Source organism: Actinoplanes sp. NPDC051513 (assembly GCF_044454685.1).
Lineage (GTDB): Bacteria > Actinomycetota > Actinomycetes > Mycobacteriales > Micromonosporaceae > Actinoplanes.
In genome coordinates this window covers 1-17,267 of record NZ_JBITDW010000036.1, presented here as the reverse complement: position 1 = coordinate 17,267, position 17,267 = coordinate 1, and the positions used below count along the sequence as shown (strand labels likewise).

The window sequence follows — 17,267 nt, the reverse complement described above, 5'->3', positions numbered from 1 at the left end:
GTTGCGGTGGTGACCGTGAGGCTGAGGTTGAGGGTCGGCGCGCTGGGCGCGTGATCGCCGCGCTGATCGCCAACCTGCGCGGGGCGGAGGCCGACGCGGTGATCCTGGCCGTTTGCGCGGGGGCGATCCTGGTCAGCGTGGCGCTGCACGGTGGCGAGCGGCGGCTCTCCCGATGGCGTGAGCAGTCCTGACGTGATCAGCGCGGGCCGGTGATGCCTTCCGGGCGGACATGAATGATGTGTACGGGTTCGGTGGCCGGGCCCAGCCGGACGAAGTTGTGTTCCGACCAGTTCCAGTGCTCGCCGGTGATCAGGTCGTGGGCCACGAAATGGTCCCGGAAACCCAGGCCCAAGGTGGCCATGTCCAGGTGGATCCAGGTGTCGCGGGTCCGGTCGGGTTCGAGGTTGGCGACGACCACGATGACGTCGTCGCGGTCGTAGACCCGGCGGGCCTTGGAGAAGACGAGCACGTGCTGGTCGTCGGCGTGGTGGAAACGCAGGTTGCGCAGCCGGTGCAGGGCCGGGTGGGCACGCCGGATCTCGTTGATCCTGCTCAGGTACGGCGCGAGGGTGTCGCCGGCGGCGTCGTGCTCGGCCCAGCGCCGGTCCTTGTACTCGTACTTCTCGTTGTCGATCTGTTCCTCCGCGCCGGGCCGGGCGACGCGTTCCATCAGTTCGTAGCCGGCGTAGATCCCGTAGCTCGGTGACAGGGTCGCGGCCAGGGCGGCCCGCATCTTCCAGGCCGCCGGCCCGCCGCGCTGCATGAACGGCGTGAGGATGTCGTGGGTGGTGGGCCAGAAGGTGGGCCGCATGTACGCCGCAGCCGGGCCGGCCAGCTCGGCGCCGTACTCGGCGAGCTCGTCGCGGGTGTGGCGCCAGGCGTAATACGTGCACGACTGCTGGAAGCCCACCTTGGCGAGGGCGTGCATCATCGGCGGACGGGTGAACGCCTCGGCGAGCCAGATGACGTCCGGGTGCTCGGCGGCGACGTCGGCGATCAGCCGTTCCCAGAGCCGGAGCGGCTTGGTGTGCGGGTTGTCGACCCGGAAGATCGTGACGCCGTGGGCGAGCCAGACCCGCACGATGCGGCGGATCTCGGCGTACAGGCCCTCCGGGTCGTTGTCGAAGTTCAGCGGGTAGATGTCCTGGTATTTCTTCGGCGGGTTCTCGGCGTACGCGATCGAGCCGTCGGCCCGCGTGGTGAACCATTCCGGATGGGCCGCGACCCACGGATGGTCGGGTGCGCAGTTCAGCGCGAGATCGAGCGCGACCTCGAGGCCGAGGCGGCGCGCGTGGGCGACGAACGCGTCGAAGTCGTCGAACGTGCCCAGGTCGGGATGGAGGGCGTCGTGGCCGCCGTCGGACGACCCGATCGCGTACGGGGATCCGGGATCGTGCGGCTCGGCGCGCAGGGAGTTGTTGCGGCCCTTGCGGTTGACCCGGCCGATCGGGTGGATCGGGGTCAGGTACACCACATCGAAGCCCATTTCGCGTACCGCGTCGAGGCGGCGGGCCGCGGTCGCCAGGGTGCCGCTGCGCCATCGGCCGGTGCTCTCGTCGTACCGGGCGCCCTCGGAGCGGGGGAACAGCTCGTACCAGGCGCCGTAGAGGGCCCGTTCCCGCTCGACCAGCCACGGATGCTCGGCCGACGCGGTGACGTGCTCGCGCAGCGGCCGTTCGCGGAGCTCGGCGCGCACCTCGGCGGAGATCCCGGCGCCCAGCCTCGCCTCCGGCGCCCACCCGGTTTCGCGCAGGCCCGCGACCGCCCGGGTCACCACGGCGTCCTGCTCCTTGCCGCGGACCACCTCGGCGCCGGCCCGTTCGAGAACTCGTGCGCCTTCCTCGAGCATCAGCTCGACGTCGACGCCCGCTTCGACGTTGATGACGGCGTCGTGGTGCCACGTGCCGTACGGGTCGGACCAGCCCTCCACCCGGTAGGTCCATCTGCCGGCCCGGTCGGCGCTGACCGTGGCCGACCAGGCGTCGAGCCCGGCGTTGACGCGCGTCATCGGCACGCGGTGCTCCTGGCCGTCCGGATCGGTGAGCACCACGGCGGCGCCCACCGCGTCGTGACCCTCGCGGAACACGGTGGCGGTGACCTCGAACTCCTCACCGATGACCGACTTCGCGGGCCGCTCACCGTGCTCGACCACCGGAGCGACGTCGCAGACGGCGATACGTCCGATCGGGCGGCTCGGTGGGTCGATCGATGGGCCGGCGCTGGGTTCGGTCATCGGCACCTCGCTTGTCGTCGTTTGCCTCCGGCGGATTGTTGCCCTGCACGGCCACCGGGCATGCGGTCGTTCGCGGAGTGTTCACTTTCCGGGGCCCCGCCCGAACAGGCCCCGACGGCGAGTGTGTCGATGCGCGCCGGCCGGGGAACAAAGCCGGTGAGGGATCCCCGAGCGGAAAGAGGCACGTCATGACCGAACCTGCCACCGACGGCGTCGTCGACCCCGAGACCGCCCTTCGCCGGGAGGTCGACACCCTGGCCCAGCGGTTCCCGGACGTGGACCGGGCGGAGCTCGACGAGCGGGTGCACGCGACCTACCGGCGGCTCAAGGAGGACGCCACGGTCGACGCCCACCTGGTCGCCATGACCGAGGGCCAGGTGACCGAGGAATTGCGTGAACGCGGCGAAACGGTCCACGTGCGCGGCAGCGACGCCGGCTGACCCTCAGGCGGTCGTCATCGCGGCGATGCGGTTCGCCACCAGGGTGGCGCCGTCGCCCAGCAGGATCGTGTAGTGGTTGACGCCGGGGACGATCTCGGCGCCCGCCGCCGCCAGGGCCGCGGCCGGGTACATGCCGGTCTCCTCGTCCTGCAGCCCGCGCGGGGCGGCCAGCATCGGGTACTCGGCGGGCGCGGGGGCGGTGAGCATGTCGCGGGCGTCGGCGCGGATCGCGTCGATGTTGCAGGACGAGCCGGTTCCGGTGTAGTCGCGCAGCACATAGGCGGCGATGTCCTGGTTCCACGAGCGGCCGAGCGCGGGGTTGCTCTTGAAAAACGTCAGGTAGTCGTCGGCGGTCGGGAACGTCATCGACAGGCGGCGCATCGCGGGGCCGATCGTGGCCAGCAGCGCGGCGTCCACGTCGATGCCGGGCGGCGTCGGCAGGGGCAGCCCGCCGTCGACCAGGAGCACCGGCCCGACTCGGGTGGGGTAGCGGGCGGCGGTCGCGGTCACCACGAAACCGCCCATCGAGTGGCCGGCCAGGCCGACCCGCGACACCCCGAAGTGGTCGGCCACGGCGATCAGGTCGGCCGCATGCGCGGCCATGCCGTAGGGAGCGGGAAGACTCGCGCTGCGTGCGCGGCCACGAAGGTCAAGAGCGATCATCCGTACGCGTCCCGCGAGCTCCCGTGCCACGGCGGCCCAGGACAGCGCGTTGGCCGTGATCCCGTGGGCCGCGAGCACCACGGGACCGTCGCCGGGCCAGGCCAGCACCCGCAGCGAACCACCCCGGACCGGAACGTCGATCTCCTCCACGCGAGCAGCCTAGGCACGATTGGTGCGCTCCCACATGGTGGCCGCGCACATCCCACTCCGGCCTCGTATGTGGCCGGCGATCACTGTGGCTTGGCCGCGTGGAGGCGCTCGATCGTGCCGGCCTTGAGGCGCTCGGTCTCGACCAGCGTGAAGCCGGCCGCCTCGACCAGGGGGAGCTGGCGGCGGGTGAAGTGCTCGCCGGCGGTGCGGATGGTGATCCGCTCGGCCAGCCACTGCGCGGCCCGCAGCGGCGGCCAGGTGCTGCGGACGTGGTCGACCAGCAGGAGGCGGCCGCCGGGGACCAGGACCCGGCGCATCTCGGCGATGGCGGCCGCGGGCGAGGGGATCGTGCACAGCGACAGCGCGCAGACGACGGTGTCGAAACAGGCGTCCGGGTACGGCAGGTGCTCGGCGTCGCCCTCGCGCAGGTCGGCGGCGCGGCCGTTCCCGGCGGCGCGGCGGCGGGCGATCGCGAGCATCGCCGGGCTCAGCTCGATGCCGGCGAGCTCGACGTCGGGCCGGTAGTAGGGCAGGTTGCGGCCGGTGCCGACGGCCACCTCGAGGACCCGGCCGCGGGCGCGGCCGCCGAGCCATTCCCGGGCGCCGGCGAACCAGATCCGTTCCATGAAGGCGATCTGCCGGTCGTAGTCGGGGGCCGCCTTGTCCCAGACCCGGCGGGCCTTGCCGGTCGGCGTCTCGGGGTCACTCATGGCCGGTGACGGCGGAGAGGGGGCCCTGCAGGCGGTGCAGGCGCAGGGCCAGCTGGAGGTCGAGGGCCCGCGACGGGGTCTGCCAGTCGGGGCCGAGCAGGTGGCCGATCCGGTCGAGGCGCTGGGTCACGGTGTTGACGTGGACGTGCAGCGACTCGGCGGCGCGGGCGAGGCTGCCGCCGGCCGCGAAGTAGGCCTCCAGGGTCTTGAGCAGGGCGGTGCCGCGCCGCGCGTCGTAGTCGATGACCGGGCCGGCGGCGGCGTGGACGAAGGCGGGCACGTCACGGCGGTCGCCGAGCAGCAGGCCCACGTATCCGAGCTCGGTGTGGCTCGCGCCGTCGCCCACCCGGCCGAGCGCCAGCAGGGCGGTGGCGCAGGAGTCGGCCTCGTGGAACGCGCCGGCGACCGCGGCGGGGGAGGACGCGGGGCCGGCGCCGCCGGCGGTGACCGGGCGGGAGAGGGCGCGGCCCAGCTCCTTGGCGACGGCGCGGGCGGCGGCCGCGGGGTCGGCGCCGGGCAGGAGCAGGGCGATGCGGCCGTCGCGGCCGGCGGCCAGGCCGCCCCGGGTCGCGGCGAAGGTGCGCGCCCAGGACAGGGCCCGCTGGCGCAGGCCGCCCGAGGCCTGGTCGGCGGCGGCCACCACGACGTGCGGCTCGTCGAGGGTCACGCCGAGGCGGGCGGCCCGGGTGCGCAGCGCCTCCTCGTCGCGCAGCGGGCCGGCGATCAGGTCGTCGAGCAGCTCGCCGCGGACCTGGCCCTCGGCTTCGGCAACCGTGCGGCGGAACAGCAGCAGCAGGGCGGTGATCTGCGCGGCCCGTTCGAGGATCCGCTGGTCGGCGCCCTCCAGGGGCATCGTGGGGTGGAAGACGAGGGCGCCCAGGTTGTCGGCGCCGGCCGCGACCGCCGCCACGTACGCGTCGGCTCGCTGAACGCTGCGGCCCTCGGCCCGCGACGCCGCGACGGCGGCGGCGAGGTCGACGTCGCCGGAGGGCGCCGCCGCGCCGGGCGACGCGGCGGTGGCGAGGGTCCGGCCCTGCGCGTCCAGCACCAGCAGCAGGCCGCCGAGGATGCCGACCAGGTCGGCGGCCACGTCGTCGACGCCGCCGCCGCGCAGCACCAGGGCGGTCATCCGGTCGTGGGCGGCCGCGGCGCGCTCGACCGACGCGCTGTGCGCCTGGATCACCTCGTTGGCGGCCGACAGCTCGGCCAGCGCCGCCTGGGTCTCGGTGAGCAGGCGCGCCGTGTCGATGGCGATCGCGGCGTGCGCGGCCAGGGAGGCGAGCAGGGCGACCTCTTCGCGGGCGAACGGGCGCTCGGTGCGGTTGGCGGCGAACAGGACGCCGATCACCGTCGACCCGAGCAGCAGGGGCACGCCGAGGATGGCGACCAGCCCCTCGTCCCGTACGCCGGAATCGATCTCTTTGGTGTGGTGGAAACGGGGATCCTTGCCGTAGGCGGCGGTCGAGTAGGGCGTTCCCGAGACCGCGACCAGGCCGCCCAGCCCGGCGCCGGCCGGCAGGCGCAGCGACTGGAAGCTCGCCGCCACCGAGCCGTCGGTGATCCGCATGTACGTGTCGCCGCGCTCCGGATCGTCGAGCGTCATGTACGAGACGTCGGCGCCGAGCAGCGTGCGCGCCCGGTGGACGATCGCGCGCAGCACCGCGTCGAGGTCGCGGAGCCCGGCGAGGTCGCTCGCGGTGTCGTACAGGGCGGAAAGCTCCTCCTCGCGACGCCGGCGGCGTTCGAGGAGCTCGCGCACCCGCAACGCCGCGATCTTGATCTCCTCGATCGCGGCGAGCTCGGCGGAGGGCGCGCCGGACTGGCGGGCGGCCAGCAGCGGCCGCTCGAACTCGACGGGCGCGGCCTCCCGGGCGAGGAGGGTGAGGAACTCGAGCATGATGAAAAACTAGTGTGCGGTCCAGCCGCCGTCGATCGTGATCGACGAGCCGGTGATCAGGCCGGCGGGCGGGGTGCAGAGGTAGGCGAGCAGCTCGGCGACCTCGTCCGGCTCGATCAGCCGCTTGATGGCCGCGCGGTCCAGCATGATCTTCTCGATGACCTCGGACTCGGGGATGCCGTTGATCGCGGCCTGGTCGGCGATCTGCTTGTCGACCAGCGGCGTGCGCACGAAGGCGGGGCAGATGCAGTTCGAGGTGACCCCGTGCGGGGCGCCTTCGAGGGCGGTCACCTTGGACAAGCCCTCCAGTCCGTGTTTGGCAGCGACATAAGCCGACTTGTACGGGGAGGCGAGCAGCCCGTGCACCGAGGAGATGTTGACGATCCGCCCCCAGCCCTGCCGGTACATGTGGGGCAGGACGCGCTTGGTGAGCAGGAAGGGCGCGTTGACCATCACCTGCTGGATCAGCGCGAACTTGTCGTCGGGGAAGTCGGTGAGCGGCGCGACGACCTGCAGCCCGGCGTTGTTGACCAGCACGTCGGCGTCGGCGGGAATCGACGCGATCGCCGCGGGGTCGCTCAGGTCGGCGACCACGGCCTGGCCGCCGATCTCCTCGGCGACCGCCTCCGCCGCCGCGGCGTCCATGTCCACCACGATCACCGAGGCCTTCGCCGCGGCCAGCCGCACGGCGCACGCCCGCCCGATCCCGCTGCCGCCGCCGGTCACCAGCGCGGTCCGGCCCGACAGATCCAGTTCGACCACAGTCGTCATGTCCGCGAACCTACGACCACCCGCGGGCCCCCGCACATGTGCGCGCCCCACACACCCGGGACGTTGCCTCTGTGCGGTAGTTTTCAGCCGCGATGAATGTCTCCCGACGCGCTCTCCTCGGCGCCGCGCTCGGCTCGCTGGCCGCCACCGCGGCCGGCTGCGCCCGCCCGGTCGATCCGGGCACCGGCGGCGGCGCCCCCGGCAAGACCCTCGACATCGGCCTGCTCTGGACCCGCACCGGCGGCGACCGCCTGACCATCGCCGAGAGCAACCGGTACGAGCAGGGTCTGCGCATCGGCCTGCTCTGGGTGACCAGCCGCTCCAACAAGGTCGGCGTCCGCACGATCAAGACGACGAAGGTGGACGACCGGGGTGACCCGGCCGTCGCGGCGGCGGCCGCGGAAGAGTTGGCCGACCGGGGCTGCCGCATCCTGATCGGCGGGTTCACCGACGCGGTCGCGCTGCGGCTGGCCGAGGTCGCGGACCGCCGCAAAGTCCTGTTCATCCCGGCCACCGCCACGGCCGACGAGCTGACCGGCATCAACCGGTACACATTCCGCGACGGGCCCGAGATCACCCAGCTGCTGCTGGCCGCCAAGACGTACGTGAAGCCCGGCGGCCGCCTGGTCGTGCTCGCCGCCGACAAGGCCCGCGCCGCGAAGGCCGCCTCGGTGCTCGGGGCGGCCGCGACGATCGTCCTGCCCGCGACCACGAAGGACTTCGCGGCGGTCAGCCGGATCAAGGCCGGCCAGATCTACGTCGACTGGCCGAGACCGGCGCCGAAGCTGTGGACGGCGATCCCGTCGGGGGCCGAGCCGATCACGATCCTCGGCGCCAGGTCGACGTGGTATCAGTACGGCGTGGCGGCCGGCGCCCTGAAGGTCGTGACGCCGTACGTCGACGCGGTGGCGAACAACAGCGCGTACCAGGTGCTGCGCGCCACCGTGCCCGGCCGGCGCACCGACAGCGGCCACGCCGATGGGTTCGCGGCCTCCCAGATGGCCGTCCGCGCTTTCCAGTACGGCCCGCAGAGCGTCGACAAGATGATCGAGTCGCTCGAGGGGCTGGAGTTCGACGGGGTCAAGAAGGGGCTGATCGTCCGGCGTCAGGACCACCTGCTGGAGCAGGAGGTGTGGGGCGGCCGGCTGACATGGGTGGGCGCCTCCGGCGTGATCAGCGCCGTCCCGGACCGCGTGTTCACCGCCGCCGAGACAACGCCGCCGCTGTCATGAGCGACGACAGCCGGCCGGCGACGGTCGCGGACGTGCACGAGATCGCCGAGTCGATGCCGCACGTCACGGTCGAGTGGGGGACCGGCGACAATCCGGTCTACCAGGTGGGCGGCAAGTCGTTCGTGTTCTTCCGCAACCCGCGGCCCGACGCCGTCGACCCGTCGACCGGCGAGCGCTACACCGATGTGATCGTCTTCTGGGTGGAATCGCAGGGAGACAAGGAGGCGCTCGTCCAGGACGAGTCGACGCCGTTCTTCACGACGCCGCACTTCAACGGTCACCCGTCGGTGCTGCTGCGGGCGAGCCGGATCCACGAGCTCACCCGGGGCGAGCTCGCCGAGGTCGTCCAGGACGCCTGGCTCTCCGCGCGTCGGCCCGCCGTGCGGCGGTGTGGCGCGCCGCTAACGAGGTGGGGCCGTGAGGTGCGCCCGCACCGCCTTGCGGAGGTCGGTGAGCAGCCGCCCGCGCTCGTCCGCCCGGGTCGCCAGCACCACGTGGGCCGGGTCGACGCCGTGCAGCGGGACCTCGGTCAGATCGGGCCGGTAGGAGGCCAGCCCGGCCGGCACGATCGCCACCATCTCGCCCGACGCGATCAGCTCGGCCTTGTCCTCGACGGAGGTCAGCAGCGGTCCGGTGGCGGTGCTGCCCGCCCGCCAGAAGTCGTTCCACACCGGGTCGGTGGCCATCCGCGGCAGCGGTTCGCCGGCGATGTTGTCGAGGGTCACCGATTCCTTGCCGGCCAGCCGGTGCCCCACCGGGATCAGCAGCACCCGCGGCTCGGCGTAGAGGACCGTCACCTCGAGGCCGTCGGTCACCAGCGGCAGCCGGCACACGACCGCGTCGGCCCGCCGCTCGAGCAGCGCCGGGCGCGCGTCGTTCCAGGCCAGGTGCAGCGTGCGCACCTCCGCGCCGGGGTGCTGCCGGCGCAGCACGGCGACGGCCGGGGTGACGATGACGCCGTGCAGGTAGCCCACGGTCAGCCGGGCCGGTGAGGCCGCGGCCCGGGTGTCGGCGACCGCGACCGAGGCCGCTTTCAGCAGCGCGGTGGCGTGCGTCAGGAACACCTGCCCCGCCGCGGTGAGCCGGGCGCCCTGCGGGGTGCGGTCGAACAGCCGCGCTCCCACCTGCTGTTCGAGGGCCCGGATCTGCCGGCTGAGCGACGGCTGCGTGATGTGCAGCGCGACCGCCGCCCGGCCGAAATGGCCGTGCTGGGCGACCGCCGCGAAATACCGGGCCAGCCGCAGATCCAAGTCCATGCCCGAAGCGTATCGCTGCCCTCTGACCAGGCCTCATGCCCAGATCGCATTGCGCCATGCGAGACAAGCTTTGGCGCCGGCCCGGCTCGCCGCGCCACGCTGACGGCATGAACGAGATCTGGGTGCTGGGCGCCACGGGCCGCACCGGAAGCGCGATAGCCGCACTGCTCAAAGGCGAGGACCTGGTGCTGGTCGGCCGCAACCGGGCGCGGCTGGCAGAGGTGGCCGCGGCCACCGGGGGCCGGCCGGTGCTCACCGCCGACATCCCCTCGGCGCTGGCCGCGGCCACTCCGAAGGTCGTGGTCAACACCATCGGCCGGCCGCTGCTGAACGGCGGCTATCACTATGTCGACCTGGCCAACGACGTGACCACGATCGCCGACGTGCTGTCCCGCGATGCCGCGGCCGAGGACGCCGGCCGCACGCTGGTCACCGGCGCCGGATTCGGCGTCCTCGCCGCCGAGAGCGTGGTGCTGCGCCTCTGCGAGGGCCGCGCACAACCATCACACGTACGCGTCGACGGCCTCGCCATGATCGAGCCCGTCCCCGGGAAGGTCGGCGAGGCCCTGGCCGGCACGCTCGTCGACGCCATCTCGTCGGGAGGCCGTCGCTATGCCGGCGGCCGGATGGTCGCCGCTCGCCTGGGCGGCGATCACGCCCGCCTGACGCTTCCCGACGGCACGACGGCCTCGACCGTCTCGGTCCCCACCGGCGATCTGATCGCGGCCCAGCGCGCGAGCGGCGCGCCGTCGGTCGTCGCGGCCAACGCCGAGGCGCCTTCCGGCCTCGCGGCCCGCGCCGTGCTGCCCCTGGCCGCCGCGCTGCTGTCGATCCCGGCTGTCTCCCGCTTCGCCAAGCGCCGCCTGGCTGCGATGTCCCCTCCCGTGAAGCCCCCGGCCCGCACGCATTCGTGGGCGCGGGCGCAGGCGACCTGGTCCGACGGCACCACGCGGGAGGCCTGGCTGCAGGCGCCCGAGGGCATGGCCTTCACCGCGGCCGTCGCGGCCGAGGTCGCGCGGCGCCTGGCCCACGACGAGGGCCGGCCCGGCGCCTACACCCCGGGCGCCCTCTTCGGCGCCTCCCTGGCCGAGGCGGCCGGCGGCCGATTCATCATCTGACCGGCGATGTCGTTCCGCGTGAAGGTGGACGGTCACCGCGACGGGTGACCGGACATGGACGGGTTTCGCTATGCTGCCGGGAATGTTCGACGATCAGTCCTTGGACGCGGCGCTCCAGCGGATCGACGAGTGGGAGCGGTCCGCGACGCAGCGCGCCGAGCAGGCGCAGGAACTCGCCCGGCGGGCCGCGCAGATCTCCGCGACCGCGCGCAGCCGCGACGGGCTCGTCGAGGTGACCGTGGGCGCCGAAGGGCAGATCCAGCGGCTGCACCTCGACGACCGCATCCGGCAGCAGCCCGCCGCCGAGACGTCCGACCAGATCATGGCGATGCTGCGCGAGGCGCAGGCCAAGGTGGTCCGGCAGTTCGAGGAGGTCACCGCCGAGACGGTGGGCGCCGAGACCGAGACCGGGCGCATGCTGATGGAATCGCTGCGCAAGCGACTGGGCGCCGAGCCGCATGAGTGACCACTTCCAGGTCAACGCGGCCTCCCTCACCTCGCACGCCGGCGAGGTCGACGGCATCGGCGACGGGCTCACCACCGCGGCCCAGGCCGCGCAGGCCGTGCAGACCGACACCGGGGCGTACGGGCAGCTGTGCCAGTTCGTGCCGGCGCTGCTCAACGGCCTGCAGCAGTCGATGGTCGACGGCATGAACACGGCCGCCGACTCCGCCCACGACACCGCCGACGCCCTGCGCGCCACGGCCGCCGACTACGACGGCAGCGACTCGGGCGCCGCCGACCGCATCCGGAACACGCGATGATGCCGAGGCCGCCACTGGTCGCGGTGGCGAACCCGAACATCTCGGCCGACCCGTGGGCGGGCGTGTGGATCGCCGAGGACATCGAGACGATCCTCGCCGGCGTCAAGAGCGGCAGCTGGATCGACGTCACGCTCGGCGCCGTCTCGGCCGGGCTCGACGCGCTCGCGTTCATCTCCGATCCGATCGGCAGCCTCCTGCAGTACGGCGTCGCGTGGATCATCGAGCACGTCAAGCCGCTGTCCGAGGCGCTCGACTGGCTGGCCGGCGACCCCGGCCAGATCTCGGCGCACGCGCAGACCTGGCGCAACATCGCGGGCTCGCTGCGCGACCGGGCCGGCGACCTCGACCGGGCCGTCCGCTGGGACACCGAGGAGTGGAAGGGCGCGGCCGCCGACGCGTACCGCACGTGGACCGGCCAGCAGAAGGACGCCGTCGGCGCCCTGGCCGGCGCGGCCGACACCATGGCGGCGATCACCGAGGGCGCCGGCATGCTGGTGGCGGGCGTACGCATGATGGTGCGCGACGCGATCGCGGTGCTGGTGTCGCGCCTGATCACGTACGCGGCCGAGGAGGTCTTCAGCCTGGGCCTGGCCACGCCGCTGGTGGTCGAGCAGGTCAGCACGCTGTGCGCGTCGTGGGGCGCGCGCATCGCCAAGTGGCTCAAGGGCCTGATCAAGAGCCTCGAGCACCTGCGCGGCCTCGGCAAGAAGATGGGCGAGGCGATCGAGGCCATCAAGAAGCTGCTCAGCAAGCTGCGCCGCGGCCGCGAGGGTGGGACCGTCCCGTCGGGCAAGCCCGGCCCGGGCAACAAGCCGCGTGGCCGCCGCACCGACGCGCACCCCACGAAGAAGAAGGACCGGCCGCTGCGCCGCGAGAACGAGTCGGCCGACACGCTGTCGCAGCACGGGTACGACGTCGAGCAGAACCCGCCCCCGAAGCCCAACGGCAAGGAACCGGACTACAAGGTCGAGGGCGAGTACTTCGACAACTACGCCCCGAGCAGCAAGAACCTCGACAACATCCGCGACGAGGTGAGCGGGAAGGTCAAGGAGGGCCAGGCCGACCGCATCGTGCTCAACCTCGACGACTGCCCACGATCGATGGAGGACATCCGGGGCGTGCTCGAGCGCAAGCCGATCAACGGCCTCAAGGAGATCCTCGTGGTGAAGGATGGCAAGGTCGTCCCGTTCTACCCGTTCTCGTGATTTTCGGAAGGCACCATGGCGATCGAGTACACCTACTACGGGGCGGCGGACCTCTCCACCGAGGCGGTCCGGTCCCAGGTCGCGGCGGCCATCGGCGGCCTCGTGACCGAGGACGGCACCGTGGTCCGCGACGGGTTGCAGGTGGCCGCCTACCGGGTCGACCCCGGTGAGGAGGCCGTGGCGCCCCAGCTGTTCGGGTTCCCGCACCGCATCACCGTGCGGTTCCGCTTCTCCTCGAGGCACCCCGAGCTCGAGGAGCACAACACCGCGCTGATGGCCGGCGTCGTCATCGGCCTGGCCGGCGCCGACGGCGTGCTGCTGTTCAACGGCGAGGAGGCCGTCATGCGGACCGTCGCCGGCACGGTCACCTTCGGCGCCGATTGGGCGGACTGGGCGGAGAACCGCGAAACCGCGGCCTTGCTTACGCAGTTCCCGAGCCAGGTGCTTCCGCAGCCTCTGCTCTGAGCAGCGGCCGCACCAGCGCCGCGAACTCCTCGGGCTGCTCGATCTGGGGCATGTGGCCGGTGCGCTCGAACAGGTGCCACCGGGCCTGGGGGAGCGCCGCCCGCGCCGCCGCCAGGTGGGCCGCCGGGAGGATGTGGTCGCGGTCGCCCCACACCAGCAGGGTGGGCTTGTCGTGGCGGGCCACCCGGGGCAGCAGCTCCGAGCGCCACCCGGCGGCGATGCCGCGGAAGCCGCCCAGGGCCTTGGCTATCTCCAGGTACACCGCGGCGAAGTCCGGCTGCTGGGCGATCTTGATGGCCGTCTCGATGCGTTCCGGGGTGACCATCGCGCGGTCGGCGAACAGGTTGCGCTCGACGCGCGGGGCCGTGCGGTGGTCGATGCGCGACAGCAGGGCCCGGCCCATGCCGGGGATCGCCAGCATGCGCAGCGCGAACGTCACCTCCTTGCCGAACCCGGCGCTGTTCACCAGGGTCAGCGTCGACACCCGGCCGGGGTCGTCGACCAGCATCTGCATCGACACGGCGCCGCCGAGGCTGTTGCCCATCAGGTGGACCGGGCGGTTCCGGTCGAGACCGAGCGCCTCGAGGGTGGCCCACACGCCGTCCGACAGCGAGACCAGCGTCGTGGAGGTGGGGTGGCGCTGGCTCAGGCCGAAGCCGGGCATGTCGATGCTGATCACCCGGTGGGATTCCGCGAGCAACCGGTGCTGGGCCGACCAGTCCTCGAGGCTCCGGCCGATCCCGTGCAGCAGCACCACCGGCGGCGCGGACTCGTCGCCGGTGGCCTCGTAGCGAATGCGCGCGTGGCGGACGTCGACGTAGCTCATCGGGCCACTCCCTGCGGCGCGCTGCTTTTGGAAACCCGCGCCGAGGTCGCCGCGCGCACGATGCGTTCGTGGGCGACCGGCAGCAGCCGGGCGAGGAGGTCGGGGACCTTGGCGCTGGAGGCGATGAGCACGCGGGCCTTGCGCTTGGCGACGGCGTCCAGGATCTGCCGCGCGGCCTTGTCCGGCGGGTACGTGAGCAGCTTGGCGAAGATCTTCCGGTTGGGTTCGACCTCCTCGGCCGGCACGCCGCTGCCGACCGGGGCGTTCTCCGCGATCCGCGTACGGATGCCGCCCGGGTGCACGGTGGTCACGCCGATTCCGTCGTCGGCCAGTTCGGCGTGCAGCACCTGGCTCAGCCCCCGCAGCGCGAACTTGCTGGCGCTGTACGCGGACTGCCCAGCCGGCGCGATCAGCCCGAACAGGCTCGACACGTTCACCAGGTGCGCGCCGGGCGCGGCCTTCAGCGCCGGCAGCAGCGCGTGGGTCAGCAGGAAAGGCGCGCGGAAGTTGACGTTCATGACCTTCTCGAACTCGTCGACCGTGACCTGGTCGAAGCGCCCGCCCAGCGCCATCCCGGCGTTGTTGATCAGCAGGCCGAGCGAGGGGTGCTCCGCGAGGACCTGGGTGGCGACGCCGTCGACGTCGGCGCGGGAGGAGAGGTCGGCGACGAGAGTCTGCACCGACCGGCCCGGGTGCACCCGGTCGATCCGGGCGGCGACGTCCTTGAGGCGGGCCGCGTCGACGTCGACCAGCACCAGGTCGCTGCCGCGCGCGGCCAGGCCGTAGGCCAGCTGTTCGCCGATGCCGCTGGCCGCGCCGGTCAGCAACGCGGTGCGGCCGGCGAAGAGGTACGGGGTCATGAGGCGATCTCCTCCAGGGGGACGGGGGCGGGACGGCGGGTGAAGGTCATGTCGCGGGTGACGTCCGCGCGGGGCAGGGTGAGGGCGTCGCTGAGATAGTTCTGGCGCACCAGCCACGGGTCGTTCTGGCCCTGGCGCGGAAACCTGTCGAGCGCGCGCTGCACGTACCCGGAAGAGAGATCGAGCAATGGACGGCCCTGACCACCGAGATCCTTCGGCGCGGCCACGGCGTAGCCGTGCCGGTCCATGTGCTTGAGCAGGCGCATCACGTAGCGGTGGACGAGATCGGCGCGCAGCGTCCAAGAGGCGTTCACGTAGCCGATGCAGTAGGCGAGGTTGGGTACGCCGCTGAGCATGATCCCGCGGTAGGCGGTGTGCTCGCCGATCTCGACCGGCGCGCCGTCGACCGTGACCCGCACGCCACCGACCGGCAGCAGCGACAGGCCGGTCGCCGAGACGACGATGTCGGCCTCCAGGACGCGGCCCGAGCGCAACCGGATGCCTTCCGGCACGAAACTTTCGATGTGGTCGGTGACGATCGACGCGCTGCCGTCGCGCAGGACCTCGTAGAGGTCGCCCGACGGAATCACGCAGAGGCGCTGATCCCAGGGCTCGTAACGCGGGTTGAAATGCTCGTCGACGTAGGCCGGGTCTTTCAGGGCGCGCACGGCGAAAGAGCGCAAGATCTTGCGTACGCGGGCCGGCCGTCGCCGCGCGAGCTGGTAGAACCCCTGCGTCAGCAGAATGTTCTTGGCGCGGGCGAGCCGGTTGGCCGCCTTGGCCGGGAGCACGCGCCGCAGCCCGTTCGCGATGACGTCCCGTTGCGGCAGCACCGTCATGTACGTGGGCGAGCGCTGCAGCATCGTCACGTGCCCGGCCTCGCCGGCCATCGCGGGCACGAGCGTGACGGCCGTGGCGCCGCTGCCGATCACCACGACCTTCTTGCCGCGGTAGTCGAGGTCTTCCGGCCAGAACTGCGGGTGGACCAGCGTGCCGCCGAAATCGGCCATGCCCGGGAAATCGGGCTGGAAGCCGGTCGCGTAGTCGTAGTAGCCGGCGCAGGCGTACAGGAAATCGCAGGTCAGCGTCGTGCCGTCGGCCAGCCGGAGGGTCCACCGGTCACCGGCCCAGTCGGCGGTGGCGACCCGGGCGCCGAAACGGATGTGCGGCGTGATGCCGCCCTCGGCCGCGGTTTCCTCGATGTAGCGGCGGATCTTGTCGCCGGCGGCGATCGACTCCGGCTCCCGCCACGGCCGGAACGGGTAGCTCAGCGTGAACATGTCCGAGTCGGATCGGACGCCGGGGTAGCGGAACAGGTCCCACGTCCCGCCGATCGCGTCGCGGGCCTCGAGGATCGCGTACGTCTTGCCGGGCAGTTGCTCCTGGAGCCGCCAGGCCGCGCCGATCCCGGACAGGCCGGCGCCGATGATGAGAACGTCGAAATGTTCGGCCATGGTGTCAGTCTCGTTACGGACCCCGCCGCCGGACTTGCCCTCGCGCGACACTGATTTATCCTTTCGCGACATGGGATCGATGGTCCGGGCCGCCGGGCTGCGCGGACTGCCCGGCCTCATCGACGAGCTCGATGGCGATGGCCGGGCCTTGCTGGCGCGGCACGGCGTCGACGCGGCCCTGCTCGACACCGACGACGCGGTGATCCCGTCGCTGGCGGCCGGCCGCATCCTCGAGGCGGCCGCCGCCGACCGCGACTGCCCCGATCTGGGCCTGCGGCTCGCCGCCCGGCAGGACATCGCGGTGCTGGGGCCGCTGGCCATCGCGATCGAGAATTCGGCCACCCTCGGCGAGGCCCTCGACTGCGCGACGCGGTTCCTGTTCGTGCACTCGCCGGCCCTCACGATCGCCCAGGCGCCCGACCCGTCGGGCCGGCCCGGGGTGGTCGCGCTGCGCTACGGCTCGACCGAGCTCGATCCGCTCCCGCCGCAGGTCTGCGACAACGGGCTCGGGCTGCTGCACCGCATCACGGTGCTGCTCGCCGGGGGCCGTTACGGTCTGCGCTCGGTGCACCTCACGCACCGTCCGCTCGCCCCGGTCGCCCGCTACACCGAGTTCTTCGGGGCGGACGTCCGCTTCGGGCAGGCGTCGGCCCTGCTGCGTGTGCCGGCCACGATCCGGGACGCCCGGGTGAACGGCGGCAATCGCGTGCTGCGCGAAGTGGCCCTCGACTACATGCGCAACCATTTCAAGGCTCCCGAGCAGCCGCTGGCCGACCGGGTCCGCCGGCTGATCACCCAGTCGCTCGGCTCGTCGGCCGTCGACATCGCCGCGGTCGCCCGGCGCCTGCAGATCCACCCGCGCACCTTGCAGCGCCGCCTGGCTCTCGACGGCACGACGTACGAGAAACTGCTCGACGACGTGCGCCGGGCCACCGCCCATCGCCTGATCACCACGACGGACATCCTGTTCTCGCAGATCACCGCGATGGTCGGCCTGACCGAGCAATCGGCGCTGACGCGCGCGGTCCGCCGCTGGTACGGCACCAGCCCGCGCGACCTGCGCCGCGCCGCCTAGACCTGCGGTTTTGCCCCGCCGCCCGAAGTGGGGGGGGGGCCCCCCCCCCGGGGGCCCCCCCCCCCCCGGGGGGGGCAACCCCCCCACCCGGCGGGGCACCGCCCCCCCCCCGCGGGGCCGCCCCCCCACCCCGGGGGGCCCCCCCCCC

18 protein-coding genes and 1 pseudogene are annotated in these 17,267 nt (G+C 72.8%); 10 read left to right on the top strand and 9 right to left on the bottom strand.

Annotated features, from left to right (window positions below):
- Positions 1-50 precede the first annotated feature (50 nt).
- A complete protein-coding gene (locus ACIA5D_RS48150; RefSeq protein ID WP_396037439.1) occupies positions 51-191 on the top strand; it encodes a hypothetical protein in 141 nt (46 codons plus the stop codon).
- Between the two features lie 5 nt (positions 192-196).
- On the opposite strand, the gene ACIA5D_RS48145 is transcribed toward ACIA5D_RS48150, so the two are convergent.
- Positions 197-2,233 carry an alpha-1,4-glucan--maltose-1-phosphate maltosyltransferase gene (locus ACIA5D_RS48145; RefSeq protein ID WP_396037438.1) on the bottom strand — a complete coding sequence of 679 codons (2,037 nt, stop codon included), beginning with the start codon at positions 2,231-2,233 and terminating at the stop codon, positions 197-199.
- Positions 2,234-2,421: 188 nt separating this feature from the next.
- Between ACIA5D_RS48145 and ACIA5D_RS48140 the strand changes: the two genes are divergently transcribed.
- Complete coding sequence (locus ACIA5D_RS48140) at positions 2,422-2,673, top strand: three-helix bundle dimerization domain-containing protein (protein ID WP_396037437.1); 252 nt, start codon at positions 2,422-2,424, stop codon at positions 2,671-2,673.
- A 3-nt stretch (positions 2,674-2,676) separates the two neighbouring features.
- On the opposite strand, the gene ACIA5D_RS48135 is transcribed toward ACIA5D_RS48140, so the two are convergent.
- The 4 genes from ACIA5D_RS48135 to ACIA5D_RS48120 all read right to left on the bottom strand — a co-directional run bounded on the left by ACIA5D_RS48135 (position 2,677) and on the right by ACIA5D_RS48120 (position 6,864).
- Positions 2,677-3,486, bottom strand: coding sequence for an alpha/beta fold hydrolase (locus tag ACIA5D_RS48135; RefSeq protein ID WP_396037436.1), 810 nt, complete (start codon positions 3,484-3,486; stop codon positions 2,677-2,679).
- Between the two features lie 80 nt (positions 3,487-3,566).
- The gene (locus ACIA5D_RS48130; protein ID WP_396037434.1) at positions 3,567-4,196 is read right to left on the bottom strand and encodes a class I SAM-dependent methyltransferase; all 630 of its coding nucleotides are present in this window, start codon (positions 4,194-4,196) and stop codon (positions 3,567-3,569) included.
- Positions 4,189-6,093, bottom strand: a complete 1,905-nt coding sequence (locus tag ACIA5D_RS48125) for a helix-turn-helix domain-containing protein (RefSeq protein ID WP_396037432.1) — start codon at positions 6,091-6,093, stop codon at positions 4,189-4,191. Before ACIA5D_RS48125 ends, ACIA5D_RS48130 begins: the two co-directional genes overlap by 8 nt.
- Before the next feature lie 9 nt (positions 6,094-6,102).
- The gene (locus tag ACIA5D_RS48120) at positions 6,103-6,864 is read right to left on the bottom strand and encodes a 3-hydroxybutyrate dehydrogenase (RefSeq protein WP_396037431.1); all 762 of its coding nucleotides are present in this window, start codon (positions 6,862-6,864) and stop codon (positions 6,103-6,105) included.
- Between the two features lie 92 nt (positions 6,865-6,956).
- Between ACIA5D_RS48120 and ACIA5D_RS48115 the strand changes: the two genes are divergently transcribed.
- Positions 6,957-8,096 (top strand): ABC transporter substrate-binding protein, encoded by a 1,140-nt coding sequence (locus ACIA5D_RS48115; protein WP_396037430.1) that lies wholly within the window; start codon positions 6,957-6,959, stop codon positions 8,094-8,096.
- Positions 8,015-8,395 (top strand): annotated as a pseudogene (locus tag ACIA5D_RS48110) (hypothetical protein); the annotation flags it as partial. The gene ACIA5D_RS48115 and the pseudogene ACIA5D_RS48110, both read left to right, overlap by 82 nt.
- A 102-nt stretch (positions 8,396-8,497) precedes the next feature.
- On the opposite strand, the gene ACIA5D_RS48105 reads toward ACIA5D_RS48110, so the two are convergent.
- Positions 8,498-9,352 carry a LysR family transcriptional regulator gene (locus ACIA5D_RS48105; RefSeq protein ID WP_396037429.1) on the bottom strand — a complete coding sequence of 285 codons (855 nt, stop codon included), beginning with the start codon at positions 9,350-9,352 and terminating at the stop codon, positions 8,498-8,500.
- A gap of 107 nt (positions 9,353-9,459) precedes the next feature.
- Between ACIA5D_RS48105 and ACIA5D_RS48100 the strand changes: the two genes are divergently transcribed.
- The 5 genes from ACIA5D_RS48100 to ACIA5D_RS48080 all read left to right on the top strand — a co-directional run bounded on the left by ACIA5D_RS48100 (position 9,460) and on the right by ACIA5D_RS48080 (position 12,904).
- Entirely contained in the window at positions 9,460-10,470 is a 1,011-nt protein-coding gene (locus ACIA5D_RS48100) for a hypothetical protein (protein ID WP_396037428.1), read from the top strand.
- 82 nt (positions 10,471-10,552) lie between these two features.
- Entirely contained in the window at positions 10,553-10,936 is a 384-nt protein-coding gene (locus ACIA5D_RS48095) for a YbaB/EbfC family nucleoid-associated protein (RefSeq protein WP_396037427.1), read from the top strand.
- A complete protein-coding gene (locus ACIA5D_RS48090; RefSeq protein WP_396037425.1) occupies positions 10,929-11,234 on the top strand; it encodes a type VII secretion target in 306 nt (101 codons plus the stop codon). The genes ACIA5D_RS48095 and ACIA5D_RS48090 overlap by 8 nt, the downstream gene beginning before the upstream one ends.
- Positions 11,234-12,439 carry a hypothetical protein gene (locus ACIA5D_RS48085; RefSeq protein WP_396037424.1) on the top strand — a complete coding sequence of 402 codons (1,206 nt, stop codon included), beginning with the start codon at positions 11,234-11,236 and terminating at the stop codon, positions 12,437-12,439. The genes ACIA5D_RS48090 and ACIA5D_RS48085 overlap by 1 nt, the downstream gene beginning before the upstream one ends.
- A 15-nt stretch (positions 12,440-12,454) precedes the next feature.
- Positions 12,455-12,904: a SitI3 family protein gene (locus ACIA5D_RS48080; RefSeq protein ID WP_396037423.1), complete on the top strand. Its 450-nt coding sequence runs from the start codon at positions 12,455-12,457 to the stop codon at positions 12,902-12,904.
- Here ACIA5D_RS48080 and ACIA5D_RS48075 read toward each other — a convergent pair.
- Genes ACIA5D_RS48075 through ACIA5D_RS48065 form a run of 3 tightly spaced genes read right to left on the bottom strand, consistent with a single transcriptional unit; the run spans position 12,861 to position 16,044 of the window.
- Complete coding sequence (locus ACIA5D_RS48075) at positions 12,861-13,730, bottom strand: alpha/beta fold hydrolase (protein WP_396037422.1); 870 nt, start codon at positions 13,728-13,730, stop codon at positions 12,861-12,863. The two genes, ACIA5D_RS48080 and ACIA5D_RS48075, sit on opposite strands and share 44 nt — an antisense overlap.
- Positions 13,727-14,590, bottom strand: a complete 864-nt coding sequence (locus ACIA5D_RS48070; protein WP_396037421.1) for an SDR family NAD(P)-dependent oxidoreductase — start codon at positions 14,588-14,590, stop codon at positions 13,727-13,729. Before ACIA5D_RS48070 ends, ACIA5D_RS48075 begins: the two co-directional genes overlap by 4 nt.
- The gene (locus ACIA5D_RS48065) at positions 14,587-16,044 is read right to left on the bottom strand and encodes a flavin-containing monooxygenase (protein WP_396037515.1); all 1,458 of its coding nucleotides are present in this window, start codon (positions 16,042-16,044) and stop codon (positions 14,587-14,589) included. The genes ACIA5D_RS48070 and ACIA5D_RS48065 overlap by 4 nt, the downstream gene beginning before the upstream one ends.
- Before the next feature lie 70 nt (positions 16,045-16,114).
- Here ACIA5D_RS48065 and ACIA5D_RS48060 point away from each other — a divergent pair, with 70 nt between their 5' ends.
- Positions 16,115-17,119 carry an AraC family transcriptional regulator gene (locus tag ACIA5D_RS48060; RefSeq protein WP_396037420.1) on the top strand — a complete coding sequence of 335 codons (1,005 nt, stop codon included), beginning with the start codon at positions 16,115-16,117 and terminating at the stop codon, positions 17,117-17,119.
- Positions 17,120-17,267: the final 148 nt, after the last annotated feature.